At 56.3% G+C, this 26,830-nt stretch carries 27 protein-coding genes and 4 pseudogenes; 14 read left to right on the top strand and 17 right to left on the bottom strand.

All coding sequences use genetic code 11. The features are described from left to right. Positions 1-190: 190 nt before the first annotated feature. From CRO62_RS03220 to CRO62_RS03190, 7 genes are all read right to left on the bottom strand, one after another. Positions 191-466, bottom strand: a complete 276-nt coding sequence (locus tag CRO62_RS03220) for a hypothetical protein (RefSeq protein ID WP_003519315.1) — start codon at positions 464-466, stop codon at positions 191-193. A gap of 70 nt (positions 467-536) precedes the next feature. Then, entirely contained in the window at positions 537-917 is a 381-nt protein-coding gene (locus tag CRO62_RS03215) for a DUF6481 family protein (RefSeq protein ID WP_097099285.1), read from the bottom strand. Between the two features lie 362 nt (positions 918-1,279). Then, positions 1,280-1,489 (bottom strand): cold-shock protein, encoded by a 210-nt coding sequence (locus CRO62_RS03210; RefSeq protein WP_003519318.1) that lies wholly within the window; start codon positions 1,487-1,489, stop codon positions 1,280-1,282. Positions 1,490-2,090: 601 nt separating this feature from the next. Continuing rightward, positions 2,091-3,221: an NAD(P)/FAD-dependent oxidoreductase gene (locus CRO62_RS03205; RefSeq protein WP_097099163.1), complete on the bottom strand. Its 1,131-nt coding sequence runs from the start codon at positions 3,219-3,221 to the stop codon at positions 2,091-2,093. A 22-nt stretch (positions 3,222-3,243) separates the two neighbouring features. Next, a complete protein-coding gene (locus CRO62_RS03200; RefSeq protein ID WP_097099162.1) occupies positions 3,244-4,272 on the bottom strand; it encodes a Gfo/Idh/MocA family protein in 1,029 nt (342 codons plus the stop codon). 19 nt (positions 4,273-4,291) lie between these two features. After that, positions 4,292-5,800, bottom strand: coding sequence for an amino acid ABC transporter permease/ATP-binding protein (locus CRO62_RS03195; RefSeq protein WP_097099161.1), 1,509 nt, complete (start codon positions 5,798-5,800; stop codon positions 4,292-4,294). Positions 5,801-5,860: 60 nt separating this feature from the next. Then, complete coding sequence (locus tag CRO62_RS03190) at positions 5,861-6,694, bottom strand: ABC transporter substrate-binding protein (protein ID WP_038497368.1); 834 nt, start codon at positions 6,692-6,694, stop codon at positions 5,861-5,863. 225 nt (positions 6,695-6,919) lie between these two features. Between CRO62_RS03190 and CRO62_RS03185 the strand changes: the two genes are divergently transcribed. The 4 genes and pseudogenes from CRO62_RS03185 (at position 6,920) to repC (ending at position 12,131) form a co-directional block, all read left to right on the top strand. Continuing rightward, positions 6,920-7,987, top strand: coding sequence for a LacI family DNA-binding transcriptional regulator (locus CRO62_RS03185; protein ID WP_097099160.1), 1,068 nt, complete (start codon positions 6,920-6,922; stop codon positions 7,985-7,987). 420 nt (positions 7,988-8,407) lie between these two features. After that, entirely contained in the window at positions 8,408-9,691 is a 1,284-nt protein-coding gene (gene repA / locus CRO62_RS03180; protein WP_013637017.1) for a plasmid partitioning protein RepA, read from the top strand. Beyond that, positions 9,688-10,714 (top strand): annotated as a pseudogene (repB, locus tag CRO62_RS03175) (plasmid partitioning protein RepB). Before repA ends, repB begins: the two are co-directional and overlap by 4 nt. 202 nt (positions 10,715-10,916) lie before the next feature. Continuing rightward, a complete protein-coding gene (gene repC, locus CRO62_RS03170) occupies positions 10,917-12,131 on the top strand; it encodes a plasmid replication protein RepC (protein ID WP_097099159.1) in 1,215 nt (404 codons plus the stop codon). Between the two features lie 209 nt (positions 12,132-12,340). Here repC and CRO62_RS03160 read toward each other — a convergent pair whose 3' ends face one another. Continuing rightward, the gene (locus tag CRO62_RS03160) at positions 12,341-12,649 is read right to left on the bottom strand and encodes a type II toxin-antitoxin system RelB/DinJ family antitoxin (protein WP_097099158.1); all 309 of its coding nucleotides are present in this window, start codon (positions 12,647-12,649) and stop codon (positions 12,341-12,343) included. Between the two features lie 71 nt (positions 12,650-12,720). Then, complete coding sequence (locus CRO62_RS03155) at positions 12,721-13,014, bottom strand: DUF2513 domain-containing protein (RefSeq protein ID WP_323455317.1); 294 nt, start codon at positions 13,012-13,014, stop codon at positions 12,721-12,723. Between the two features lie 254 nt (positions 13,015-13,268). Between CRO62_RS03155 and CRO62_RS03150 the strand changes: the two genes are divergently transcribed. Next, the gene (locus CRO62_RS03150) at positions 13,269-13,490 is read left to right on the top strand and encodes a BrnA antitoxin family protein (protein WP_323455463.1); all 222 of its coding nucleotides are present in this window, start codon (positions 13,269-13,271) and stop codon (positions 13,488-13,490) included. A 75-nt stretch (positions 13,491-13,565) separates the two neighbouring features. Here the strand turns inward: CRO62_RS03150 and vapC are convergent, their stop codons facing one another. After that, positions 13,566-13,967 (bottom strand): type II toxin-antitoxin system tRNA(fMet)-specific endonuclease VapC, encoded by a 402-nt coding sequence (gene vapC, locus CRO62_RS03145; protein WP_038496209.1) that lies wholly within the window; start codon positions 13,965-13,967, stop codon positions 13,566-13,568. Continuing rightward, entirely contained in the window at positions 13,967-14,197 is a 231-nt protein-coding gene (gene vapB / locus CRO62_RS03140; protein WP_097099155.1) for a type II toxin-antitoxin system VapB family antitoxin, read from the bottom strand. The genes vapC and vapB overlap by 1 nt, the downstream gene beginning before the upstream one ends. A 388-nt stretch (positions 14,198-14,585) precedes the next feature. On the opposite strand from vapB, the pseudogene CRO62_RS03135 reads away from it, so the two are divergent. The 3 genes and pseudogenes from CRO62_RS03135 (at position 14,586) to CRO62_RS03125 (ending at position 15,585) form a co-directional block, all read left to right on the top strand. Continuing rightward, positions 14,586-14,883: pseudogene (locus CRO62_RS03135) on the top strand (type II toxin-antitoxin system HigB family toxin). Continuing rightward, positions 14,883-15,278, top strand: coding sequence for a helix-turn-helix domain-containing protein (locus tag CRO62_RS03130; protein WP_097099154.1), 396 nt, complete (start codon positions 14,883-14,885; stop codon positions 15,276-15,278). The pseudogene CRO62_RS03135 and the gene CRO62_RS03130 overlap by 1 nt, the downstream one beginning before the upstream one ends. A gap of 49 nt (positions 15,279-15,327) precedes the next feature. Continuing rightward, positions 15,328-15,585, top strand: a complete 258-nt coding sequence (locus CRO62_RS03125; RefSeq protein WP_097099153.1) for a hypothetical protein — start codon at positions 15,328-15,330, stop codon at positions 15,583-15,585. An 856-nt stretch (positions 15,586-16,441) separates the two neighbouring features. On the opposite strand, the gene CRO62_RS26825 is transcribed toward CRO62_RS03125, so the two are convergent. The 4 genes from CRO62_RS26825 to CRO62_RS03105 all read right to left on the bottom strand — a co-directional run bounded on the left by CRO62_RS26825 (position 16,442) and on the right by CRO62_RS03105 (position 19,427). Continuing rightward, entirely contained in the window at positions 16,442-16,582 is a 141-nt protein-coding gene (locus CRO62_RS26825; RefSeq protein ID WP_003518781.1) for a hypothetical protein, read from the bottom strand. Positions 16,583-16,953: 371 nt separating this feature from the next. Then, positions 16,954-17,724, bottom strand: coding sequence for a 4-hydroxy-2-oxoheptanedioate aldolase (hpaI, locus tag CRO62_RS03115; protein WP_097099152.1), 771 nt, complete (start codon positions 17,722-17,724; stop codon positions 16,954-16,956). A 7-nt stretch (positions 17,725-17,731) separates the two neighbouring features. Beyond that, complete coding sequence (gene hpaH, locus CRO62_RS03110; RefSeq protein WP_097099151.1) at positions 17,732-18,514, bottom strand: 2-oxo-hept-4-ene-1,7-dioate hydratase; 783 nt, start codon at positions 18,512-18,514, stop codon at positions 17,732-17,734. Between the two features lie 19 nt (positions 18,515-18,533). After that, positions 18,534-19,427: a dioxygenase gene (locus CRO62_RS03105; RefSeq protein ID WP_097099150.1), complete on the bottom strand. Its 894-nt coding sequence runs from the start codon at positions 19,425-19,427 to the stop codon at positions 18,534-18,536. A gap of 245 nt (positions 19,428-19,672) precedes the next feature. On the opposite strand from CRO62_RS03105, the gene CRO62_RS03100 reads away from it, so the two are divergent. The 3 genes and pseudogenes from CRO62_RS03100 to CRO62_RS03090 form a co-directional block, all read left to right on the top strand. Beyond that, the gene (locus tag CRO62_RS03100) at positions 19,673-20,407 is read left to right on the top strand and encodes a GntR family transcriptional regulator (protein ID WP_097099149.1); all 735 of its coding nucleotides are present in this window, start codon (positions 19,673-19,675) and stop codon (positions 20,405-20,407) included. Further along, entirely contained in the window at positions 20,404-21,216 is an 813-nt protein-coding gene (locus CRO62_RS03095) for a sugar phosphate isomerase/epimerase family protein (protein ID WP_038496224.1), read from the top strand. Before CRO62_RS03100 ends, CRO62_RS03095 begins: the two co-directional genes overlap by 4 nt. A gap of 1,151 nt (positions 21,217-22,367) precedes the next feature. After that, positions 22,368-22,883: pseudogene (locus CRO62_RS03090) on the top strand (serine hydrolase); the annotation flags it as partial. 30 nt (positions 22,884-22,913) lie between these two features. Here CRO62_RS03090 and CRO62_RS03085 read toward each other — a convergent pair. Further along, positions 22,914-23,282, bottom strand: a pseudogene (locus CRO62_RS03085) (recombinase family protein); the annotation flags it as partial. Between the two features lie 357 nt (positions 23,283-23,639). On the opposite strand from CRO62_RS03085, the gene CRO62_RS03080 reads away from it, so the two are divergent. Further along, positions 23,640-23,888: a type II toxin-antitoxin system VapB family antitoxin gene (locus CRO62_RS03080; RefSeq protein ID WP_097099148.1), complete on the top strand. Its 249-nt coding sequence runs from the start codon at positions 23,640-23,642 to the stop codon at positions 23,886-23,888. Beyond that, positions 23,885-24,298, top strand: a complete 414-nt coding sequence (locus CRO62_RS03075) for a type II toxin-antitoxin system VapC family toxin (RefSeq protein ID WP_097099147.1) — start codon at positions 23,885-23,887, stop codon at positions 24,296-24,298. Before CRO62_RS03080 ends, CRO62_RS03075 begins: the two co-directional genes overlap by 4 nt. Before the next feature lie 13 nt (positions 24,299-24,311). On the opposite strand, the gene CRO62_RS03070 is transcribed toward CRO62_RS03075, so the two are convergent. Continuing rightward, on the bottom strand, positions 24,312-25,460 hold the full coding sequence (locus tag CRO62_RS03070; protein ID WP_179784446.1) for a site-specific integrase: 1,149 nt from the start codon (positions 25,458-25,460) through the stop codon (positions 24,312-24,314). Between the two features lie 189 nt (positions 25,461-25,649). Here CRO62_RS03070 and CRO62_RS03065 point away from each other — a divergent pair, with 189 nt between their 5' ends. Further along, positions 25,650-26,789 carry an RHE_PE00001 family protein gene (locus tag CRO62_RS03065; RefSeq protein WP_097099146.1) on the top strand — a complete coding sequence of 380 codons (1,140 nt, stop codon included), beginning with the start codon at positions 25,650-25,652 and terminating at the stop codon, positions 26,787-26,789. Positions 26,790-26,830 lie beyond the last annotated feature (41 nt).

Here is a 26,830-nt window from a genome sequence, read left to right as displayed (position 1 = left end):
GCTCGATCCACTGATGCGGAATACCGGGCACGACAGTTTCAGCTTTAAGGCCAGCTCAGCCGCCCTGGCACAGAAGAAAGGAGAAAAAGCCAATCCCTCGGCCAAACCCTGATCAGAAAATCGTACTCGGAGGTGGCGCACTTCTCCTTGGCAATCGGCTCAGTTCCTCGTTAAAACCGATGTCCAGGGGTCAGGCACGGTCGTAAGTGAACGACGTCAGCAATGTCGTCACGAAGTTGCTCGCCCGTTCCTTTACAAGCACTTCAGTCCACTCGTCGGTTCCTCGAAGTCGCAGATCGGAGTGGATGCTGTCGACCGCAGCTTCTTCAATACGTTTTATATGGGCCTTGAAATTCGCTTCTCCACCGTCATGGTACATGTCGCGAATGACCATGCGCAGGATTTCCTGGATAGCGATTTGCCACGACGTGTTGATTGCCTGGAGCTCGTTATTATCCGGTGCCATGGGGCTGCTTTCGTTAGAGTGTCACAAGCATGACGCCGTCATGTTGTGGGGTCGGCGTGCAAGGGCAAGTTTAGGCTTGTCTTGCCTTGCGGTTAGCGTAGCGCCGGTCGCGTTCAGCCTTTCGCATCGTCTCATCTTCAATGACTCGGGCTATACGTGCCTTTTCCGCACTCTCCCGCGCTTCGATTTCTGCGACTGCGACCGCCTCAATCGCTGCCTGGCGCTGCAAAGCGTCGGTCTCGATACGCTGTTGTTCTTCAAGCTTCGTGCGCTCGCGTTGAAGACGTCGCTCTTCCCGAGCGGTGGCAATGGCTGCTCGTTCTGCCTGTCTTGCCAGCCTGGAAGGTTCTAAAGCGGTCTTTGCCGCGCGGTACGCATTGAGCAGAGCAGCTTTGGCTTCGGTAGATGCGGCGCGACGGTCGGCGACGTCATTGTTTCGGGCGTTCTTCATGGATATCCTGATAATGAGTGGAAGAGAGATCATCGCGTTTTGGCGCGTTTTATGAACGGACTGATGGAGCAGTGGCCCTGCCTTCTTGGCGAGACGTGCCGCTGGCAGCCATTCGGTCTAAGGGGCGTGAGCGCCGTATTCCGACACTGCCGCCAGGTTGCTTTTGACAGAAAATAACATCTGGATGCCGGTGAGGCAGATCGTCGTCTGCGCGCCGGATCCACTTTGTTTTTCTGCTCTTGCAATCTCAATTGGTTCGGCTTGAAACCGAAACGAAAAAGGCCAGGCAAAACGCCTGACCTTAATGAAGCAGCTTCCGACAGTGCCAGTACATCCGTGGTCAAAGGGAAGCAAATCTTGATTTATGCGGCCTGCAGATTGGTAGCAGACATCTTGCCCGACTTGTTGTCGCGCTCGAGTTCGAAGCCGATCTTCTGGCCTTCAACGAGCTCGCGCATTCCGGCGCGCTCGACAGCGGAGATATGAACGAACGCATCAGCGCCGCCATTGTCGGGCTGGATGAAGCCGAAGCCTTTGGTGGAATTAAACCATTTTACTGTGCCAGTGGTCATGTTGAACCCTTTCAAAGCATAGAGTGTAGGACCGCGAAGCTGATGCTGCGCAGCGAGGAAACCGACTATTTTTGAAATGGAAGTTCGCTTAAAGCGCGGTGCCAATCGCGCGGTAGACAAAGCTCGGCAAGCAAAAGATCGATGATCTATGTATAACGGACTGAAATCGTCGCGTCAACGATTAGTTTTCATATGGTGTAGTTTCATCTTGAAGTTGTGTTCTCTGAGCGTCGGACATAGGTCCTGAAGCACTAAAATGTGCTTCGCACATCGGATTCGACTAAATCTGCAAACAGCTACGATCGACAGGGCACGGGAGACAACTGGCGGAACAGTTGGCAGGCAGATCGAGCAGTGCGGTCACCGATCAACTTCGTCTGTGCGTCGCGACGCAACGTGCCGATTTCCACCCGCGGCGCCCGTTTCTGTATGTGGGGCCAAGGTATGATGGTATCTTTGAATCCCTGATTTTCTTCAGGGTCGTGCCGTCGACAAGCGCATTAGCCTTATGTGAGAGACCGGGCCGACGTTTCCATATCAATAAAAAAATGCCGGCCGCGGCGGCGGCCGGCTCATTTTGGCGATATCTGCCTCACATTGCTCAATTCAAGGGGAAACGCTCAGGTCGGAAGGTTGCGAGCATGGGATGTTCGGTGCCTGTCGCAACCTCGAACGCGAGCAGCTCGCCCACGATGAGGCCTAGTGTAGCACCACTGTGGCTGAAGGCCACGTAGTAACCGGAAATACCCTTGATGGCTCCAATCACCGGCTCGCCATCGCCGGGGATCGGTTTGCCACCAACGCCGATGGAAGCCACCTCGAGTTTCGGATTGCCTTCCATCACCCGCGCAGCCTCAACCAAAAGCTCTGAAACCACGCTATCGTCGATATCATAGCTGCCGTCTGCGCGCACTGTCACACCCTCATCGGCCGCCCAGTCGGCATCCAGTGAGAATGTGCGGCCCGGCGCCGGGCGAACAGCGACGCGCGGTGTATTGAGAACAGCGCGCAGGGGATGGGCGAGCGGCCTCGTCTGCACGAGAAGGGCGATCGGTGTCCCGTCGGCAATGGTCTGTCCGCTTTCCGCAGCCATCTTCGGGACGGCCGGACCGGTGGCAAGCACAACGGCATCCGCCCGATGGAGCACACCATTTGCAGTTTGCGCGCCAATGACACGACCACCCTCGATCACCACCCGTGCAGCACCCTGGTCCGTTACCAGAACGCCACCGAGTGCGAAAAACTCCTCAAGCAGCACGCCAATCAGCGTCGGCAGATCGACCCAGCCTTCGCCGGGATTGTAGATTGCACCCTGTGGAGTGATTGCGCCGGCGTCGACACCGGGCACGACGCGGACGACTTCGGCTGCGGAAAGGCGCTGCGCATCATAGGCAAGCGAAACTTCGTGGCGATAGGCCGTGTCGATCTCGTTGCGCTCGTCATCCGCGTCCCAGGTCAGCCCGCCATCAAAGCGAAGCCATTCTGCGCCGGGATTCCGCGCCGCGAGTGTGCGATACCGGTCGATGCCGGCCATACGCAGCCGATGATAGGGCTCAGAGCGCATGCGTGCCGAGTTCAGCCAGGACAGCGAGCGGCCGGAGGCACCATTGGCCGGCGGGCCGTCATTGAGAATCGTCACCTTAATGCCGCGCCGCGCAAGCTGTACGCCAGTGGAAACGCCGAAGATACCGGCACCGATGATGACGGCCGAAGAGATGGTGTTGTCGGTCATGGAATTGGCTTTCAATCAATTGTCATACGGATGGGGTAAGGCATTCGGGGATCTCCCAGCGGCCGCTGGCTGCTGAGCGGAACAGCGCGTCAATCGCCGTCATATTCGCGATTGCGTCGCCAAGCCCCGTCTCGAGTGGTCCGCCGGAGAGGACAGCCTCGGCGAATGCATCGGCCTGTTCGCGATACTGGTCGACAGGCCCGATCGTGATCTCCTCGCGGCCGCCGCCGGCAAGATCGCGGCCATCATCAAAGACAAGGATGGTCGGCTCGTCAGCCGGTGCATTGAAGGGAATGGGGATTTCCAGACGCCCGCGCGTTCCAAGCACCGTGACCTTCTGCGTGAGGGAGAGTTGTGTGGAACAGGTGAAGGCAAGCTGCCTTCCCTCTGGAAACGCCAGTAGCCCGCTCGTCAGCCGGTCCGTGCCGAAGACGGGATCGCGCTCCATGAGGGCGATCGCCCGTACCGGTTCCGCGTCGAACAGGAACCGCGCCGTGTTGATGGCGTAACAACCAACGTCGAACAGACCGCCGCCGCCAATATCAGCCTGGTTGCGTACATTCCCGGGGTCGTCGAGATAATAGGAAAAGATCGTCTGGATGGCCCTCACCTCGCCGAGGCGCCCCTCGGCAATCAACGCGCGCGCCTTCTTCCATTGCGGGTGGTGGCGCACCATGAAGGCTTCCGCGACCGGCAGGCCCGCCGCCTTTTGTGCCGCTGCCAGTTCCCTCGCCTGCGCGGCATCAAGCGCGATCGGCTTCTCGCAGAGCACGGGTTTGCCCTGCGCCAGTGCCTTGATTGTCAGAGGCACGTGCAGATGATTGGGCAAAGGGTTGTAGATTGCGTCTATTTCCGGATCGGCAAGCAGTTCCTCGTAGCTGCCATAAGACTTGGCGATGCCGAAGCGGGTCGCCATCTCCTTCGCCTTTGCGGCATCGCGCGAGGCGATTGCCGCAACCCGCCCCAGGCGGCTGGACTGGATGGCGGGAATGACCGCCTTGGCAGCGATGCCCGCGCAACCGAGCACGCCCCATCGTATCGTTTGTGTCATTGTTTTCTCCTCCCGGCGCTCAGAGCACTTCAGCAAGGAAGCGCTGTAGACGCGGGCTTTGCGGTTTGTCGAATATTGCCTCTGGCGTGCCGGCTTCAACGACGCGCCCCTCGTCCATGAAGACGACCTGATCGGCGACCCGGCGGGCAAATCCCATTTCATGCGTGACGACGACCATGGTCATGCCACGCGTGCCGAGCTCGGCCATGAGGTTGAGCACGCCCTTGACCAATTCCGGATCGAGCGCACTCGTCACCTCGTCGAAGAGGATGACTTCCGGTTCCATGGCAAGCGCACGGGCAATGGCAACGCGCTGCTGCTGCCCGCCGGAAAGACCACCCGGACGGTGGTGCTGGCGGCTCGCAAGGCCGACATCGGCAAGCCTTGCCTTGGCGATGCGCTCGGCCTCGGCTGCGGGCAGGCCCTTGATCTTCGTCAGCGACAGCATGACGTTTTCCAGCGCCGTGTGGTCGGGAAAGAGGTTGAAATGCTGGAAGACCATGCCGACCCGGCGGCGCAGCGTTTCCGGCTTCATTGCGAGAATGCTTTCGCCATCAATAAGAATATCGCCGCTCTTCGGCTCGACCAGACGGTTGAGCCCACGCAGCAGGGTCGATTTTCCGGATCCGGACGGGCCGATGATGCAGGTGACGCTGCCCGCCTTGACCAAAAGGTCGACACCCCTCAGCACATCAAGATCGCCATAGGCCATACCGAGACGGCGCACATCGAGGCTGCCACCCTTGAACGAGACGCCAGTCGCGCGAGCTGCACTGTCGAGTTCACTGACTTCCTCCAGTCCGCTGGTGATGACGGAGGGGCGCTGCTTGCCAACCCGTAGACGATTGTCGATCGCATTGACGACATGGGTAAGCGGCACGGTAACGACAAGGTAAAACACGCCCGCCAGCAGGAGCGGTGAAAGATTGCCGGTCACCACCGCCTGGTCCTGTCCCACGCGAAATATCTCACGCTCGGAGGCCAGAAGCCCGAGGAAATAGACAAGGCTCGAATCCTTGACGTTGCCGATGAACTGGTTGACGAGGGCCGGCAGCACGCGGCGCACGCCCTGCGGCACGACGATAAGGCGCATGCCCTGGCCATAGCTCATCGACAATGCCCGGCAGGCCTCCATCTGCCCACGGTCGACGCTCTGGATACCAGAGCGGAAAATCTCGCCGATATAGGCACCGGCAATCAGGCTGAGTGCCAGAATGCCGAGCGGATAAGGCGACGGACCGAAGAGCTCGCGGCCAATGCGGGCAAAACCCTGGCCAATCAGGAGAATTGTGACGATGGCCGGCAGGCCGCGGAAAATATCGGTATAAAGACGAGCGGGAATGCGCAGCCAGGGCGAGCGGGAAATACCCATGATCGCAAGCATCATGCCGATGGCGACGCCAAGCACAGTCGAGGTCGCAGCCAGGATCAGCGTATTCTTGAGACCAACGGTGATCATGGTCGGCAGCACTTCGGCCATGGCATTCCAGTCGAGGAAGCTACGGCGCAGGTTTTCAAGCCAGTTCATCAGGATATCCCTTGAAAGAAAGGCCGGTCCGACCGGTAAAGGCCGGACCGGAAGGTGGCATCACTGCTTGGGAAGATATGCCTGCGGCATCGGCGTGCCGGGGAACCATTTTTCGTGCAGCTTTTTCCAGGTGCCGTCCTGCATGGCCTCTTTCAGGCCCTTGTTAAGCGCCTCGCGCAATGCATCGTTACCCTTGCGGATGACGAAGCCGGCGGGCGCATCGAAGCTCGGAATGTTGACTGCGACTTTTAGCGCCGGATAACGGGCGGAATAGTCCTTTGCAGCCTCGAAATCGAGGAAATGTGCATCGACCGTCCCGTTGTTGAGTGCGGAAACGGCAGAATTGTTGTCCGGGAACTTCACGAGATCGGTGCCGGCAAAATTCTTCTCGGCATAGATTTCCTGAAGTGTACCCTGCACCACACCGAGACGCTTGCCCTTGAGACCCGCTGCATCGGTGATGCCTGCCTCCGAAGTGAGGACGCTCAAGAAACCTGCAAGATAACCATCAGAGAAATCAATGGTCTCTTTGCGCTTGGCAGTCGTGCCGATCGCAGCGGCCGCAACATCGAAGCGGCCGTTGGCGACAGAGGGCATCAGGGCCGAGAATTCCTGGCCGGTGAACACCACCTGTTCCTTCTTGAACCCAAGACGTTCGGCTACGTTGAGGAACAGCTCTATGTCGAAACCGGTAAAGTTGCCGTCGGCGGTGGTGAAGGCATAAGGCTTGGCATCGCCCATCGTGCCGACACTGATGGTGGCGGGATCGATGAGGCCAAGCGGATTGTCGGCAAGTGCGGGCGTCGCAGCGCCTGCAAGGACACCGAGTGTGATCGCGGCCGTGGTCGCGCGAATTTTTGCGAAGGCGGATGTTAAGGCTTGGGTAAATTGCATTGGTTTCTTCTCCTCTGGTGTCGTTGTCTGCGATAAATTCAAGGCGCACGGGTCCCACCCGGTCGGCGGCATGACGTCACCTACCCGGCCCATGCAGTTCGCATGTCGGAAGTCTTTTTATATTTGAGACCGGTCTCAATTGGAAAGAGACCGGTCTCTTTGAATATTGGCAATTGTTATCTTCGCATTTGCCAGTCGTCAAGTTCTCTTGTAAGGCTACCGCTTATGGACAAGATCCCGCCTAAAACTCCTTCCGTTACAGTCGCTGACGTCGCACGCCAAGCCGGCGTCTCAAAGGCAACGGCTGCACGCGTGCTGGGTGGCTACGGAACCGTCAGCGACCGGGTGAGAGAGGCGGTCCTGGCAGCGGCTCGGTCCCTCGATTATCGCCCCAATGAGCTTGCTCGCAGCATGACGACAGGTCGTTCAGGCACCATCGGCGTAGTGGTGGGAGATATTGAAAACCCCTTTTTCAGCCTCGCCGTGCGAGGCATCACGGATATTGCCCGGCAGGCAGGCTTCACCGTCATCCTCATTAACTCGGGTGAAGACGTCGTTGCGGAAAGAGCGGCCATCCGTACTCTGCTTGCCAAGCGTGTCGACGGTCTCATCGTCTCGCCGGCCAAGGAAAACGATGTCGAGCATCTGCATGAGGTTATTCGCTCGGGGCTGCCGCTCGCGTTGCTCGATCGTGGAAGCGACACGCTCGATGTCGACACTGTTATTGCCGACGACCGGCATGCCGCCGAGAATATTACACGCCGGCTGATTGCGCTCGGCCACCGCCGCATCGCCTATTTAACCGCCTGCGACACGCCGGATCATCGGTTTCGCACTGCAAACGACATCAGTACCGGTTCGGTCAGGCGACGCATCGAAGGGTATCTTGGTGCGTGCAGTGAGGCTGGTCTGACCAACATGGAAAGCTGGGTACAGGTCGGTGCCGTCACGCAGCAAGAGACGCATCGCATCGTTACCGAAATGCTCCAGTCGGCGCAGCGTCCGACGGCAATCATTGCATCGGACAGTATAATCGGCCTGGAGGTGTTCAAGGTTCACCGTCAACTGGGGCTTAGCATCCCGGACGACCTGTCGCTGGTATCGTTCCATGATGCGGATTGGACGTCTGTAACGACGCCTCCCGTGACTGTCGTGCGCCAACCCGTCTACGATCTCGGTGCGACGGCGGCCAGGTTGCTGGTCGAGCGGCTAAATGGCAAAGGTCAGATCGCCCGCAAGGTCGTTCTGAAAACCGAAATCGTTGAACGTGCCTCCATGCGGGAAGCATTTTGACTCGGTAGACGGTTTTGAAAAGCTGCTTTGATCCCTCCGTCGTTTTGTGACGGCCCCTCGCCGATCGATCCGCTGTCACAATTATCACCAACGTAAAAACGGCGATGGTCCTCGGTCAGACAAAATACGATAGATCGGCTCGCAGCGGCCCTTTTAGTATGGCCGAGTGGTTGCCTCTTGAGATCGAATGTCGTTCGATTCGCTATGGGGTAGATTTTTTTGCATTGAAAATCTCGTTTCGACCGACGCTGATGACCTTGATTGCCGAGCAAAAATGCAGTTGCCACCGCAGGGGCAGGATGGCCAAAATATTCTATAAGTATCTGATTATAATTTATAAAATGGCCGCCTCTATTCCCCTGTCAACCACGGACGTCAAGATCCGGTTAACCGTAAATAACTGGACGGCGAAACAGAATCATGTTGTACCTTTGGCGGACGATGGTCGGCAAACCGGCGACTGCCCGCCAAGAGGAAAATATGGCGATAGCAAAACATGCAGAAATGACGAGCGGTCAGAAGGAAGACGCGGGCGCCAAGATCATGCGCCATGCGGGTCTTCTGTCTCAGCAGTTGCAGGACCTTCGCACCCGCATGTATCCTCCGAAGTCGGAGAAAAGCCTGCGGCCGTTCCTCACCAACGAAGTCTCCAAGCTGACCTCAATACCCGATTCTACGCTGAAACTCATGTCGAGCGAAGGCCGTGGACCGATCCCTGGCCGGCTGGAAAATAACCATCGTGTCTATACGCTTGCTCAGATCAATGAATTGCGCGAGCTCTTTGCCGCCCAAAAGCCTTCTGAAGCGCTGAGATTTTCGCCACGCCGACGCGAGGGCGAGCATCTCCAGGTCGTTGCGATCGCCAACTTCAAGGGCGGTAGTGCCAAGACCACGACCTGCGTCCATCTTGCGCATTATCTCGCGCTGCAAGGCTACCGCGTCCTTGCTCTTGATCTCGATCCGCAGGCATCACTTTCTGCGCTGTTCGGCGCGCAGCCCGAATTCGATGTGGGTGCCAACGAAACGATCTACGCTGCTCTTCGTTACGATGACGCCGAGCGCCGGCCAATCCGCGATATCATCCGCAAGACCTATTTCGACGGGATCGATCTGATCCCCGGCAACCTCGAAGTGATGGAATATGAGCATGAAACGCCGCGGGTTCTGGCGCAGAAATCGGGCTCGGGAGCGATCTTCTTCGAACGGTTGAAGCTTGCTCTTGCCGAGGTTGATCAGGACTATGACGTCGTCATTCTCGACACTCCGCCGTCTCTCGGGTTTCTGACGCTGAGTGCGATTTATGCTGCGACCAGCATGATTATTACGGTACACCCGGCGATGCTCGATGTCGCATCCATGAGCCAGTTTCTCCTGATGATGGGAGATCTGATAAGCGTGCTCAATGAGAGCGGAGCGCAGCTTGATCAGGATTTCATCCGCTATCTCATTACCCGCCATGACCCCAACGACGCACCACAGTCTCAGGTCGTTGCGCTGATGCGCCATCTCTTCGGAACGGATGTGCTTCTTCCGACGCTGATTGAAAGCACCGCTGTCGAGGCAGCAGGACTTGCAAAACGCTCGATCTACGAACTCGAAATGGGCCAGATCGGCCGTGACACGCATAAACGCGCACGCGAGGCGGTTGATGCCGTCAACGAAGCGGTCGTGAAACTCATCAACACCAGCTGGGGACGCACATGACCAACAAGTCATCGCGTAAATCCATCGTTGCAAATTTTGGCCTGCTGTCGGCGGAACTTGAAAACCGGCTGGCGACCGATGCTCCTGTTTCCCCGCAACAACCGGCAGCGACTGCCCGTGTCGGTGCCGGCGTGATCGGTGCGGCGCACAGGGCGATCGACGACATCAAATCGGAACGCGACCGCCTCAAGGCGCTTGTTGAATCGGGTGGTGGTGCGATCAGAGAGCTCGACCCGTCAAAGGTCGATCCCTCTCCCTTTCCCGATCGTCTTCCAGATGACGACGCATCGGATTTCGAGTCTTTCAGGAATTCAATAAAGTCCGAGGGTCAGAAGGTCCCGATCCAGGTCCGCAAGTCACCAGCATCGCCCGATCGCTATCAGGTAATCTACGGCCATCGCCGGCTCAAGGCAGCCCGAGATCTTGGAATTCCGGTCAAGGCGATCGAAGTCGAGATTTCCGATGTTGAGCTTGTCATTGCGCAGGGTATCGAAAACGCCGATCGCCAGGATCTGACCTGGATCGAGCGCACCCTGTTTGCCCGCCGTATGGATGATGCCGATGTGAAGCCTCGTGATATCAAGGCAGCATTGTCTATCGACGATCCCGAGCTTGCGCGAATGCGAGCGGTTTATCGCGCCCTTCCGCTCGAAATCGTCGAAACAATTGGTCGGGCAGCCAAGGTCGGTCGTCCGAGGTGGGTGGAGTTTGCAAAGGCTTTCTCGGAACAGCCTGACCTGCATGATGAACTGCGCAGAGTGCTTTCCGTCGCTACGCAAAGACGGCTTGGATCCGATCAAAAGTTTCTGGCTGCCTTTAACGTCCTGAAACCTGCCGCACCGTCGAAGGCCGGCAAGATGATTGCCGGCGCCGCAGGCGAACCACTTGGCAGTTTTTCGCGCACGAACAAGGATATCCGTATTTCGGTGGATACACCGGCCCGGAGCAGAATTCCTGCGTTTCATCGAAGCGCAGCTGCCGTCACTGGCTGAGCGGTTCACGCGCGAAAGACCAAAGATTTGAACTGAAGCCGAGAAACAGACTTCGGAACAATTTTAAGTAAGGAAAACGCGCAAAAGAAAAAGGCCCCCGAAACGTTGCCGTCATGGAAGCCCTTCTCGTCGTGTGAGAGCTAGAGAATCGCATTTCCATGAATCCTAGTCAAGAGTCTTTGGCACCGTTTTGGTGAGCGTAAATCTTTTGCCTTTTTGAAGAGGCGAGGGACATGGAAGGTGGACAAGTGACGACGCCGTTTGGGCGGCGGTCGGTAACGCTTGCGCTTGTGAAGCAGCAGATTGCCACGACCAGGATCAAGGAAGGCAAGTCGGCAGACAAATGGAAAGTCTTCCGCGACGCATCGGAGGCGCGAGAGGTTCTTGGTCTGCAGGACCGCAGCCTTGCAGTGCTCGATGCGCTTCTGAGTTTCTATCCTGAAAATGAGCTGCGCCAGGACGCACAGCTTATCGTTTTCCCGTCGAACATCCAGCTGTCAATTCGTGCGCATGGCATTGCGGGCGCTACCCTGCGGCGTCATCTTGCCCTGCTTGTCGATGCAGGGCTGATCATCCGCAAGGATAGTGCAAACGGCAAACGCTATGCCCGAAAGGATGGTGAAGGCTCGATCGAGCACGCCTTCGGTTTTGACATATCGCCGCTTCTGATGCGCGCCGAGGAACTGGCATGCCTTGCCCAGCAGGTGGCTGCCGATCGGATCGCGTTCCGCAGGGCAAAGGAGAATCTGACGATCTGCCGGCGGGATATCCGCAAGCTGATTACGGCGGCCGTCGAAGAGAGGGCTGCAGGCGATTGGGACGAGCTGGAAGGGCAATATCTGGCCGCTGTCAGGCGAATTCCTCGAAACCCGACGCTCGACGAACTGAGAGATTTGGGCATCGAGATGGATAATTTGCGGCAGAACATCATCAACCAGTTGAATTCCGATGACTTTTCTTCAGAAATGACCACCAATGATGCTCAAAATGAGCGTCACATACAGAATTCAAATACCAAACACCTTAATGAACTTGAACCTCGCTCTGAAAAAGAGCAGGAGGCGAAGCCGAGCCAGAATAAGCGGGCCGAACATGTGCCGATTAAGGCTTTTCCGATTGGTCTCGTCTTGCGCGCCTGCCCCGAGATTTTAAACTACGGTCCTGAAGGCCAGATCAGAAACTGGCGAGAACTCATGACGGCCGCCGTGGTGGTCAGATCGATGCTCGGGGTGAGCCCGTCCGCATATCAGGAGGCCTGTGAGGTAATGGGTCCGGAGAACGCGGCAGTGACGATCGCTTGCATTCTCGAGCGGGGCGGCCACATCAATTCGGCCGGCGGGTATCTCAGAGACCTAACCAATCGGGCCAAGCGAGATGAGTTTTCGCTGGGGCCGGTGCTGATGGCGCTATTGCGGGCGGCCGGTCATCCGGTGAAGGCAACGGGGTGACGTTGACGTAATGGCTGAGGTGTTCCCGTTGCGCCGGTGTTTCTATCTGCAATTCTCCCGACTCTGCCACTTGCTGGAAAAATCGATCAGACGACGGACTGCAACGACGATGCGTTCGTCGACCAAAATGACGGCGGCCGGGCTCTCCAACTCGATAAAAGTAAAAATTGCATCGCGATCCGATAAGGCAAATGCCGACCAGGTTAGTCTCAAGACGTCATACCCGCCGCCTTATTGCGTGCAGTCTGTCGACGCTTTTTGAAATGAGCCTCGACTTCATCGTCGGGAATATCCGGTCTTGTATCATTTAGCACCTCAAGCACCTTGGCACGAAACCAAGTATCGTGAGTCTCGCTGCCTGAAAAAAGTTCAAGCGGCAACACGCCCTCGTTGGCGGTTCTCGTAAGCAATATGCGGACCGCGTCTGACACCGTAAGTCCCATACCTTCAAGAACTAGGGACGCCCGGTCACGAATGTCAGCATCGATACGAGTTTGAACGAGCGCATTTGCAGCCATAGCTATCTCCAGATTGATATCTAATAGTAATGCAATTGAATTACAAAATCTAGCGCTCGTCTTTGGCCAATCTACTTTTTAAGTGCGATACCAAACTGCGATGATAGCTGCTCAGAAATATAAGCGACAGCAACTGCCTTCGCGATCTCGAAGGTGCCTCCTCCCGCCTTTTTCAAAATAGCGTTGGTATGATCCCAAACGTCTTTGCGTCGGACACTGTCTAGAAACTCGTGGCCGCTCCAACTCAGTCCACGAAAGGTTACTGAAATTGAAGGCTGCTTTTTGATCTTCAACGGCATAAGGAAACCGGCATCATCCAGCAGGTGTAGATGATAAATGGATAACGTCGTCACGGTACCCCTCAACGGCAACCTCAGGACTTCACACCAACGGTTTCCGGAGCAGGCTTGGCAGGCTTTTAGAACAACTAAACTCCTAGCGGAGATCGAACGCTATTGTCGGTTGAGGCTTCCTCCAACCGGTTCGGCAGTTGCAGGAAGCCAGTGGAGTTTCACTTCACGATATGCGATCTCTTCGGGATTTCGGGGCGGCTGGTCAGTTTATCAGCAGCAATTGCATTCCTTCGGCTGCCAACTACACGTGGCTTGCGACCACCGCTGTGTGGGCATACAGCCTGGAAAAAAACCGACCGGCTGCGCTTTTCAAATGGGCAACGAAGGTCGCAGCGCTGGCCGTTGAACGGCCTGCAATCCCTACCACCAAGGAGCTTGTATCATTGAAGATCGGCAGCGATGTCCTCGCGCATTTTCAGGGGGACGGTCCGGGCTCGCAAGAGCGCATCAACGATACCTTGCGAGCCGTAATGAACGTGTCCAATTAAGCTCTTAGTGGGATATTGTGCGACGGCCCGGTAGTTGAATGCTTCTGTGATCGGCCAGGTGATCAATGTTTGAAACTAAGAAGTCCAGTCTTCCACTCGTAATCCGGGTACGCGATCAAATTCACGACGATTATTGGTAACCATAACCAATCCGCGCGAGCGCGCGTGCCCCGCAATCAACTGATCATATGGACCGATCGGAGTGCCACTGCGCGCTAGTTCGGCTCGCAATTGACCCGTATGGCTTGCTGCTAATTCATCGTATGGGAGCACCTCGAGGCGCGCCGCGAAGCCCTCCACAACAGAAAGGTTCTTTTCTGGACTGGCTGACTTTTCCGCTCCGTAAATCAATTCCATTAGGCTGACCGAGCTGATGCAAAGCTGATCATGTGAGCGATTGAACGCATCGCGCACTTGCTGAGGTCGATTCTTGATCGTAAAAATGCAGATGTTGGTATCGAGCATGTACTTTAGCATTAGAATGCCTCGCGCTCCTGCGGAGCAGCCTGGTCACGCTCAATCATAAAGTCGGATGTCACCTCCGCTCCTTCAAACCAACTGTCCCAGATCTCACCGGCTGGTGCGATGATGCGAGTGCGTCCCACCACAACGATATCGACACGCTTTACGTCATCGGGCAAAGCGACCGCTTTTGGCAAACGTATTGCTTGGCTACGATTGCTCTGGAATACTGCACCCTGCTCCATCTACATCCCTCCGGATTGCATCAATAACTGTGTAGCCTATATAGTTCTTCGCGTGGGATATGTCAATGGGATATACAGTATAGGTCTTCTTAGGCACACGCGATCAGCATTGCAACCAGTCGTCTTCGCCTTGAAAGGATATGAACCAGCGACCCTGCTAATCAATTTTCCTCGGTTGGGAGATTGTCTTACCAAAGCAATTTCTTGGCACGATTTGAATGAGATCGACCAGCCTCTTCATCTCATCGCGCCAGCTAGCATCACTGATTGAAGCGCCGTGCTGAGATTAAGCACGATAAAATCCGCATAATTGCGGAGATTAATCTTGCTATTCTCCGCATCCAATATCCCTCTTGTTCCCAATTTGGGAATGTGGTAGACAAAGATTATGCAGATCATCGCCAAGTCTACATTGAGACAATTCTGGGAGCTTCACACTCACGCCGAGACGCCCCTAAAAACGTGGCACGCGATGGTCAGCAAAGCCGAATGGACGACGCCGGCCCGATGTGAAGGCAACATTTGGCGCGACGGTAGATTTCGTTTCCGATAATCGCATCATTTTCGACATATCGGGCAACAAATACCGGCTCATTGTCCACGTCGCCTACCCCTACAAACGAGTGCTGATCAAGTTCATTGGCACTCACAAGGAATATGACCAGATTAACCCGGAGACAGTGTAATGGACAACATCCGCGCCATCAGAAACGATGATGACCTCGCATGGGCCATTGCAGAGGTCAGCCAGTATTTCGATAACCCGCCCGATCCTTTCAGTACCGATGGTATGCGCTTCGATGTCCTTTCCGATCTCATCGAAGCGTACGAAGACAAGCACTACCCCATCGATGCACCCGAGCCGATTGAACTTATCAAGGCCCACATGGAGCTGACAGGACGCAGCCAGAGTGACCTCGCGACGCTGTTCGCTTCTCGTTCTCGTGCATCCGAAGTGCTGAACAAAAAGCGTGCTCTGACTGTCGAAATGATTCACCGGCTGCACAAGGAATGGGGAATTCCTGCCGATTGCCTTGTTGAGCCTTATCATCTTGACGGTCCGGAACTGAAGTACGCCTGACGACTGCCAGCGTCATTCCAGAATTCCAGCTAACGCCCGGAGACCAGTCATGATCAACGCCGAAGTTATCAAGGAATTCCTAAGAGATGCGTACAACGAAGGCGCGCTCGATCTGGGCGTGGACAGGAAATTTCTCGAGGGTTTCCTCAGGATATTCGCTGGCGAGCAGGAAGCCATCCAGGCTGTCGCTTTTGCGTCATACCTCGATGAGGATGAGCAGGCGGCGTTGTTGCCGTTGGCGCAGATAACGCCAGAAAGCGCCAGCCATTATCACGCATGGCTCCGCCGCATCGAAAAGTCCAACTAAGGCCAGTGCGGCTCGTAAGACGAAAGCAAATCCATGTTTGAGGTCAGGGAGCGAATTCGAGATTGGACAAGATACTATATTTACCTGCGAGTGTATTTGATAGGCTATGACGGCAAATTGATGCCACGCTCACTTCGCAAGCTTCTCGCTAGCTTTCTGTTCCTTTGCTACCCAGATCCCGAATAGGGAAAAGTTGTCATCGCCTTGAAAGGAATCAAACTGGCCTACCAGTTGAACCAATCATCGGGCTCAATGCCTACATGGATATAATGTCTGGCCATTCTTTCGTGCCGTGAAGAACGTGGAGAATACGATTCGCCGGTGGCGCCACGGCATAAGCCGTGAGGTACGGCGCAACAGTAATAACCAGTTGGCGTGTCCCGACAATTCTGCCAACACGACTACTCGCAGGAAAATCAACCAAGCGACGAACTGCAAAACGATCCGTTCGTCAACCATGATGGCAGCTGACGGGTTATCCGATTCAATGAATGCGAAGATGGCGTCTCGATCTTATCGCGCAAACGCTGAGCAAGTAAGCTTCACGACTTGCGTGCCATTGCTTTAAGCCGCGCTTCCCCGCGACGTTTCTCAATCTATGCCTCCACTTTTCTATCCGAGAGGTCCGGTCGAGAGAAATTAGTTCAGCCCCACCTTGTTACGTGGCGGGGCTGGTCAAATACATGCATACATAAGGGCTTGCGGATAATCTAGCGGGCCATGTGCCTGAGGCGAGGTCTATACTCGATCTCCTGCTACGCAAATCGCCCCCTACGTTTAGTCGGGGCGGGTTTGGAGAAGGTCCATTCTGCTTCCAAACCAATGTGGATTGAAGCAAGTTGACACCTGTCGGCGCTCAGTTTCCTTTGGCCTCGTTATCTTTCTTCGCCTGATCGTGATGCCACTTGATGGCGTAGTACATGCCAATGCCCAGTACGATAATTTTGAACGGCAAGAAAACTATTGGGAAAAAGTCTACCCATTCCAGGTCAGCCATTTCGAGTACTTCCAGTCTGTTGCTTGGAATTGTCTATCCTTCAGGATAGGACACACCCGAAATGCTCCTTTAACAACTCAATTACAAGATCGACAGGCATGGTCTTTTTGACGCAGCCTCGCCTCCTTTGTGCCGGTCGCCAACGTGATACTGGGCTCCTCAATCAGGAGCGAGACGACGCCGCGCGCAGGTGCATGCTGGCTATCAGGCCGGGTGGAAAGACTGTTGACACCGATACGGTCGGACCGCTCTCGGCCTCTAATGCGAGTTGGCACGCGTTTGGATCGAATGGCCGCATCGCTCTCCACATGCCAATCGGTTCACGCCCATAGGCGCAAGTTCGGTGACGACGTGCCCGAAAGCTTGCATGTCTACAACTGTCTCGAAAACCTAGCCGCCAATGCTTCTGATCCGCGTGCCAGCAATGCGACATCGACACCGACGGCAGTGAACAGCGTTCCCAATTCCATGCAACGGGCCGCGAACTTCTCGTCAGGCGTGAGTATTCCTGCCGGCTTTCCGAGCCGTTTGAGCAATGCGATCGTATTTTCAATCGCCTCGACCACTTCCGGATGGCCTGGTTGTCCCGGATAGCCGAAACTGGCTGCGAGATCCGCCGGGCCGATAAATATCCCGTCCACCCCTTCGACCGATGCCATGGCCTCGATATGAGCAATGGCCTCCCGCGTTTCGACTTGAACGAGAACGCAAATCTCCCTCTCCGCCTGCTGGGCATAGTTCTTTACCCTGCCGAAACGTGTGGCACGCGTAAGCGCCGAAACGCCTCGAATTCCTTTCGGTGGATACCGGGTTGCTTCCACCGCGGCTTTCGCTTCGTCTGCATTTTGAACAAAGGGGATTAGAAGGGATTGTACACCAATATCCAGGAACCGCTTGATCAGCACTGGATCATTGACAGCTGGGCGCACCACCGGCGCGACATCGTAAGCCGCGACCGCCTGCAATTGTGGCAGCACGGTCAGCACGTCGCCGGGGGAATGTTCGGTATCAAACAACAGCCAATCGAACCCGGCTGGCGCCACGATTTCGGCAGCGTAGCTCCCTGGAAGCCCGCACCAAAGTCCTATCTGGCTTTGCCCGGCCTGCAGTTTTGCTTTAAATTTATTGACTGGAAGATCCATCTCTACCTCACGTAAAAGAGATGCCGATCGAGCCAACTGGCCCATAATCAGCCTGAATGACATCGCCCTTTATGATGTCGACCGGTCTCGTAAATGAGCCCGCAAGGACGATCTGACCTTTTTTCAAGCCGCCACCGACGGCATGAAGTTTGTTGACCAGCCATGCAACGCCGGCCGCCGGATGACCCATGATCGCGGCTGAAACCCCGGACTCTTCGATAATGCCGTTTTTCGACAGAGTTGCTCCGACCCAGCGTATGTCGATATCAAACGGGCGGATTACCCGCCCACCCACTACGATTGCTCCGAAGGCTGCATTGTCGGCGATTGTGTCTGTAATCGCACGCGGAACTTCGGTTCTGTAATCGATGATCTCAAGCGCAGGCAGAATGAACTCCGTCGCGCGCATGACGTCATAGATACGGGTGCCCGCCCCTTCCAGGTCTTCACCCATTACGAATGCCAACTCGACTTCCAGGCGCGGCTTGATGAACAAATCCGCATTAATTTGCGCGCCATCATTGTAGAGCGCATCATCCAGGATCACCCCATAATCCGGTTCGGTCATCTTGGATGCCATTTGCATGGCGCGAGACGTCAGACCTATTTTGTGACCGACAATTCGCGCGCCGCGCGAAACACGCAACTCGGCCCAAAGCGCCTGAATGCGATACGCATCCTCAATTTCGAGCTCGGGATAAGTTTTGCTGGGTTGGACAATGGGAGTCCGCGTGGTTTCCGCCTCCAGGATGGCCCTGGCTGCTGACTGGCGTTGTTCCTCGGTGATCATTATCCGGCTCCAAATGAAGTTACTTGATCGGCGGGCGCGGCAAGACAGCCTCGCCTGCCTCCATGACATAAGTGTAGTCGAGCGAGAACCACGGCGCCTGAATGTCTCGGTTGGTTGGATGCGGTTCGTCGTGGCGAATGAAATCGCCGGTGAGCGCCGCAGTCACGCCAAACTGAACGTCAGATTCGATATTCGGATCGCTCGGATCGAAAACCTGCGAAATCAGCGTCTTGTAGCCCCGCTTGAAGATCAGCGCGTGCAAATGTGCCGGTCGAAAAGGATGGCGGCCCTGAGCCTTGAGCAGGCGTCCGACGACGCCATCGACGGGGATGGGATAACCAACCATCTTGACCGTCTGGAACCAGAAACGTCCCTCCCCGTCCGTCATGAATTTGCCGCGCAAGTTCATCTCCGCTTGGTCTGGATCCTGGTTCTCATAAAGACCGACAGGGGATGCGTGCCAGACGTCGACCTCGGCACTGGAAATAGGATTGCCTTCGCGATCGATCACACGAGCATGGACGAAAAGCGGGACACCGGGCGTGTAGGACCGGATGATCGTGCCGCCGTTTTCAACTCTTGGAGAATTCAGGCGCCAGAATGGTCCAAGAAGCGACTGCGAAGTCTCTGTTTGCCCCTCGTCACCGTTATTGAGCAGGCAGACAAGGGACGACACGCCAAGTGAGCCAGACATGAGGACAAACTCGTTATGACTATCGGTTTGCATTTGGCCGATCTCGTTGAGAACCGCAGTCGCTTCCCGGAATTCCACCTCGGTCAGCCGTACTTCGCGAACGAAAGCATGAAGATGCTTCACCAGAGTCATCAGGATGTCCCGCATCCTCGGATCTGAAGTCTGGCCCATGGCCGCAATCACGGCGGGCGTTAAGTCCCTTTCAGATTTAATCACCATCGTCACCTCCCACCGTCCGAGTGATACGTAAATAATCGATTATTTGTCAAGTGCTCATCGACGCACCCAGCGTCAGGATTCTGTGAAATTTCAAAATTGTGAGATAGTTCACCGATATTGGAGTATTTCACTCAATATCGTGAATTCTATTGTCGACCATGACGGAAAAATCCAAATTCGTTGACAATAATAATCGTTTATAATATCGCCCATCAATCAAGCGCGACATTCTCGTGGGAGGTTTTATGAAGCGACAGAGTGACTCACCCGACGCACCCAACGAGCAAGCCGGAAACGGTGACTTTGCCGATGACGGCAAGAACACGATTGGAAGCCAACTGGCATTCCGGCTGCGCGAAGCAATTATTTCGGGAGGGCTGGAGGCTGGCAGCAAGATCAATCTCGACAAGGCGCGACAGTCATTCAATGTGAGCCTCAGCCCCTTGCGCGAAGGGCTTGCGCGCTTGATTTCCGATGGGCTGGTGGAGTTTGAAGACAATCGCGGCTACCGGGTCGCGCCAGTATCACTCGCAAATCTGGAAGAGATCACGAGTCTTCGCGAAGAGTTGGAGGTTTTCGCGTTGAAAGAGTCGATTAGGGTCGGTGACGCGGAGTGGGAAAGCAATGTCATGCGCGCGCTTCACAAGCTCAACCGTGCCGAACGCGATACGAACAAGCCGGAAACTCTCGAATATTGGGAGATGGCGCATCGCGACTTCCATCTCACCCTTATTTCGGGCTGCGGAAAGCCACTTCTCCTGCATTTCTGCAGGACCCTGCTCAATTTGAATGATCGATATCGCAGAAAATTCCTGACCCAGACTTCAGGCGACCGAAATGTTAGCCAGGAGCATAGTGAAATCGCTCAGGGCGCTGTGGCGAGAGACAGCGATTACGCGACTGACAAGCTTCATCAGCACATCCATCGCACCGGCGCTAACCTGCTTGATCATTTGGCTCGTACAGGAGTTGTGCGATGACCGATGCTGCGGTGAAAGAGCCGCCCGTAGGCATCGCCCATTTCTCTGCGATCCAACTGCCGCCCCAGCAGTTCGTCAGGCATGCTGCAGTCGCAGGCTTCAATTCCGTAGGACTTCGGCTGCATCCCGCTTTCCCCGGGGCAGCCTATTACGAGCTGCCGCAGGGCAGCAGGGATGCACTGGAGTTTCGAACTTTGCTCGACAGCGAAGGCATCAACGTTTTTGATATTGAGTTTTTCATTATCGGCCCGGATTTCAACGCTACCTTGGTCGAACACATCGTCGCTGCCGCGGCCGATATCGGAGCCAAGCGACTCTCCGCATGCGGCGATGATGGCGACCTGCAACGCCTAGTCGGCAATTTGACGGAGTTCTGCCAGCTTGCTGGACGATATGGGTTGGCCGTCGACGTGGAGAACATGGGTTGGCGCACTATCAACACCTATAGCAAGGCTGCTTCACTGGTCACGGCGTCCGGCCAAGACAATGCAGGTGTCTTGGTCGACGCCATTCACTTTTTTCGAAATGGCGGAAACATTGACGAGATCAAAATTGATATCGTACGGCATGTGCAGCTCTGTGACGTAGTTGGGCCGGCACCCAAGCGTCCAGAAGACATGATGAGTGAAGCCCGCGAAGGACGGTTGGCGCCGGGTGATGGCATGTTGGGGTTAAGCGAATTGCTGAACAAAGTTGTTGGCCATGCAACGATATCGGTGGAGGTTCCATTGGTTGGCGACATCGATCCGCTGGTTCACCTAACAAATCTTAATATGAAATCACGGAAAATTCTGCGACCGGCAGCCTAAGGGGTTCTGAAAGTGCCTTTGTCGGGCTCTCCCAACCGCTCGGCAGCAACGTTAATGCGGCTGTGCAGCAGAGGGACGTTACCGTTCTACTTCATAGACGCTGTGTCGCTCGCCGTACGCTCGCCATGACAGATCCGCAGTTTTTATTTGGTTCAAAGATGGGCAATCGGACTTGGAGGCCCGTGAGTGGGAGACCAACCGAACCAGCTGATCAGCTATCGTGCTCTAGAATAATCTGGTGGGTGCAGGCAGTTCGCCAACCGTCGCCCCTCCCCCCGCAGGCCTGTGGGTTTACCTCGGCGCCCAGATTGAGTAATTTCCGATTCAAGGCGCGGTGCTGGTGACCTTTGTTCGAGCGGCAGAAGTTATCCTCACACTGAAGTCCACCTTCTGTTTCAGCATATCAAGTCCGTCCGTTGCGGCAACTCACGGGCTCGGATGATAAATTCGCTGGGATTTTGTTTGTTTGCCTCCCTCCCCTCCCCTCCCCTCCCCGAGCAGATGTCGGCGCGGGGTGTGGTTCGTCGTGATTGTGGTGGCCGTTTCTAAGAATATGCGGTCCCGACCATTTCGCATGAGATCTACCCGCCCGCCCCTCCCCCTTCCCCTCCTCCGAGGTGTAACTTGACCGTTCAAGTTGATGTGCGACTACAAACCTTGTCAGCTGACAAGGTCGCGGGTAGCGGACGTCTTTAAACCGATGCCCTTGGACGCTGGGCACCCCTCACCGGTCGCAGCAATTGATCGTCTGGTATCTGGACTTGCTCAAGCGAGAAGAACTGATCCGGGGTCAGATCGGCGCCCCAAAAACCTTGTCAGCTGACAAGGTTTTCCTGATCGGTGCTGAAACGTCAACCAACGCAAAAAACTATCGCCGACGTTCACGCATTCGCTGCTTGTACCGTCGCTAAAACAAGTGTCGCTATAATTGGGATTTTGCGACAGGCTCTCTTGGAAGGCCGACGGATAGCAAAGATCCCTTTCTAAGACATAGCGAATTTGTACGGGGACAATCTAACGAGGCCACGCTTGCGTCGTCATGATAGATAAAGCCGTTCACACTGGTGACTTTTCTAAGGTCATTCTATGCGCTTGATTGTTTTTGCTGTCGGCTCTTTTGCCGGGGGGTAAATGCGTAGCCGTGGCAAAACATCGATCCTGCATCTGCTGGCTGGTCGATTGATAGGCTGAAGGCAGCGCAGGATTACGCAACCAGCCTGAAATCCACCGCCGTCATGGTGGTGCAGGACGGCAAGGTGATTGCCAGTTGGGGCGACGTGTCCCGCAAGGTGAATGTCGCCTCTGTCTGCAAAAGCCTTCTCAGCGCACTTTATGGCATTGCGGTCGGAGAGCGCCGCATCGATCTCGGCAGTACCCTTGCTGATTTCGGTATTGACGATAAGTGCCCGGCGCTTACGGCGACCGAGCGGCGGGCGACAATCCGCGATTTGCTCATGGCGCGATCTGGCGTCTACCAGGTCGCGGCTTACGAGACTGCTGATATCCGCCATAAACGACCAGAGCGGGGTAGTCATGCGCCTGGCACGTTCTGGTTCTACAACAACTGGGATTTCAGCGCTATCGGCACGATCTACCGGCAGCAGACCGGCGAAGATATTTTCCAGAGCTTCTCGAAGCGCATCGCCTTGCCGGTCGGCATGGAGGATTTCTCAGTGCGCGACTGCAGCTATTCGCTCGCCAAGAACCTGGAGAGAAAACATGCCCTGTGGCGTGGACGTATCGATCGGATCGCAGATCGAACGAAAATGGACACCACGCTCCTCGAGATCTTCGATCACTTGCAGAAGGTGGCTGACAGACCGGGCAAGGCGATCCAACCGGACGACAACCAGCACGTCGCCGGCGGTGAGGTCCCCGAGAAGTCTTGTGAGAACCGGCCGAGCGCGTGATGCACCCGAGCCTTGCTCCTGAAATATCTGCTCGCAGCCGACAGCACGCAGCTCGTCCATTTGAGCGTCATGGACCTGATCGTCGGTAGAGACACGTGCATAGCCTATAAGGCGTTTAGGCGCCGGCGATGGATTGGCGACTTGCCGTTTTGCCATGGTTCTCTCGTGCGTTTTTCAGGTGCTTTGTACAAATAAGGAATGCGTGAGAAAATGAGTAGTTGCAAGCGTGTTTTATGACCTGAATGCAGCCCTGTCAGACGCAAAACGCGGCGTCGAACGACATCCGGGCCACGACCTGCTTGAAATACACTCTGATGGCCGTCCACGGCGGAAATTGCTTAAAGTGTGGTGTTCGGGGAGGGGATGTGTTGGCCTCCACGCGGAACGAACATGCACGATGACCAAACCACGGGGCGCCAAATCAGAAATACTAGATAGCCATCAAGATGGCATCTGCCATCTCGATGGCTATTTCAAGTTAAGTTACTGTGGATCCAGAGAAAGGAGCACTCAATGGTAACACCGCAACTATCCGTCCGCAGTTCCAAAGCGCGCGACCTCGCCCATAAGCTCGCCCGCCGAGAAAATCGCACGATTGCCGATATCGTTGAGCGCGCGCTCGAAACCTATGAGGCTCGTGAGGCAGGACTTGAACCCGCTGCGAAATTCTATAGTCGTCTTTCATCGCAGTCGGGTACGGATATCGATTTCGACAGTATCATCGATGAAAACAGACGCGCTCACAAAGGCGTCGAGCTTTGATTTTTCTCGACACGAATGTGATGCCGGAGACTTTGAAGAAAGCTCCCGATTCTGCAGTCATAGCATGGATGGTTCGTCACGACGCCGAATTGGCATTGCAGACGGTTGCAGTTGCTGAGATCGCTTTTGGTATTCAAAAGATCAGGCCGTATCAGCGCGCCGATCGCCTGGAAGAGGGACTTGTGAGCTGGCGTCGCCGGTTCTCCGACAAGATTTTTGCCTTCACGGAAGAAGCAGCATTGGCCTATGGCGATATCATGGGAGACGCTGCGCGGCAGGGGAGGGGGATGTCGGCTCCGAACGACATGATCGCGGCGATAGCGCGGATCAATGGTGGCCGGTTGGCGACCCGAAACCTCAAAGATTTCGAGACAACAGGGCTCGAATTGATCTCGCCCTGGCAATTCTGACAGGAGACCCGATCTACAACAATCGGGCCGCTCGCCCGCTTCTGCGTGTAGCACTGTTATAATAGCTGGATGCTTGCTGTACCGATCGGTGGCGTGATTGCTCCATGGCTTCTGGCAGGGGAATTCCGCGGTTGGCCGCTTCGGTCAGATAGCCCGACCGCAGACCATGCGCCGAAAACTGGCCTGCCTCCAACCCTGCTATTTCGGCGCGCTGCTTGATGATTGCATTGACCGACTGTGGATCTAGCGCCCGTTTGGAAACCGTTCCCCATTTTCCGATCCCGCGAAACACGCTGCCCTTGTCGATCCTGGCGGCCGCCAGCCAGGCATTCAACGCCTCGACAGGCCGGCCTGTGAGATAGACGACGTTGTCCTGCTCGCCGGCCGTCGTTTTGGTGCGGCCAAGATGAATGGCTAAAGAGGGGAGGGGAGGGCCGTCCGGCACCTCGATCGGCGGCTCGACTACAAACTGTTCAATCCGCAGTCCGGCGATCTCGCTGCGCCGCCGGCCGCCGGAGGCAAAGGCCACCATCAGGATTGCCTTGTCGCGTAGATCGCGCAGGCTGTCCGAATCGCAAGTCGCAAGCAGCTTTGCCAGAACGTCGCCTGTGACCGCTTTTGCGCTCTTGCGCGCCCGGGTTCGCGGAACGGCGCGCACGGCCAGACGAATGGCTGACTTAAGGGCAGGGGAGGCGAAGGCGCCATGGAGGCCGCGCCACCTGGTCAGCGTCGACCAGTTGGCCAGCCGCCGGCGCACCGTCGATGGTGCGTGTGGGCCGACGGATCTCAGAAAACCCTGGCGCCGGAGGTTTTCATCGACCGCAGCTGGCATGCCGTGGTCGGGATCTGTTGCGCGCTTTTCCGGATCCCAGAGGTGATGGGCGACAAATTTCAACAGTAGTGCTTCCGGTGCGGGCCAGGGAAGAGAACTGCCGGTGGTCGCCAGCCCCCAGGCTTCTAGGTAAGCGAGGTCGGATGTGAGTGCGCGCAGCGTATTGTCGCCCATGCCCTGATTAACGAGATGGCGCAGCGTCTCGACGTCCTGATCGGTCAACAGCTCGGCGAGCTCGTCGCGGCGTTCGAGCGGCAGGACGGACGCAATGGTATCGAGCTCTTCGGCGCGCCGCTCGACGGACGTCTGTGATGTCTTCGCTTTAGCCACGAGAGGCTCCAGAATCGTGTGTTTCGGCGGCCGCTGGACCGTGATTTGCCCGGATTTTCCTCGATTTGCGCCGCGAAATCAACTACCATCGATAAGAGGTACTTATCGATGGTTATGACCTCAACCAGAAATCATATCATGTGAGGAATATTAATATTCATATAGCGTTCCTTTAGGAAATCATTTACCATGATTTCAATGGCTTACGATCTCGCGAAAATCAGCATGAGCGCCCTGATGCGGCCGGCTTTCGACGCCGGTGTCGCGCTCACCCGTCTCGACGAGCGCATCGCTCGCTCGCCGGTCGGTCAGGGATGGATCGAGAGGATGCATTTCGCCGACGCCTGCGCCTCGCTGTGGATTGACGGCGAGCTCGTCCATCTCGAAGACCTCGTCCTCCACGACGCGACCCGCGACATCCGCACGCCGACCCACGAACTCACCATCGCCCGCGACGTTTTGCGCACCCGCCGGCGGATTTCCGGACAGTCACCCGACTGGGCTTTGTCCCCAGACGGTATCCGAACCTTGCGACAAACCCAGGCGTGGCCTGGACCATCAGACGGTTCTGAAAACACCGCGGAGCCTGCACAGGTGGTCGAGCGGGAAGGGGAGGGGGACGACGGTGATGCCGCGGAAAGTCTCCCCGGCGTCGACCTCGCTGCCATCGATGCGACGCTGGCGCGTTCGTCGGCCGCGATCGAAAATGCAACTCGGCCTGGCGGGACCAGAGGCGGCGCCGCAGCCGAGAAGGACCCGATGATTTATGATCTTGACTGGGATGAGGATGCCCGGCTCGACGAATGGCGCGGCGTGCTGCGCCAGGCGGAGAATTTGCCGGCGGTGTTGCAGGCGATCATCGCCCTCGATGCCTGGAACGAGCTCTCCGTGCTGCAGCACGCACCCTGGCTCGGCCGGCTTCTTTGCGCCTCCATCCTGCGGGAAGCTGGCATCACCACCAGCGCCCATCTCACGGCCATCAACCTTGGCCTGAAAACCATTCCCGTCGATCGGCGCCGAAGTCGTGATCGGGAGACGCGACTGCTGGCCATCGCCCACGGACTTCTGGCGGCGGCTGAGATCGGGCTCAAGGAACACGACCGGCTGGTGCTGGCGCGCACCCTGATGGAGCGAAAGCTGGAAGGGCGTCGGACGTCGTCAAAACTGCCGGAACTGGTCGAGCTGGTGATGGCGAAGCCGCTGGTGTCCGCCGGAATGGTGGCAAAAACGCTGGATGTGACGCCGCAGGCGGCGCGGCGGATTGTTTTGGAGTTGGGCTTGCGCGAGATGACGGGGAGGGGGAGGTTTCGAGCGTGGGGGATTATCTAGTCGGAAAGTTCTGTTGCCGCCGTCTGCGCCGCCGTTTTCCC

The sequence above is a fragment of the Rhizobium sp. AN6A genome, from assembly GCF_900215635.1.
GTDB classification, from domain to species: Bacteria; Pseudomonadota; Alphaproteobacteria; order Rhizobiales; family Rhizobiaceae; genus Agrobacterium; species Agrobacterium tumefaciens.
This window is presented reverse-complemented; position numbering and strand designations above follow the sequence as displayed.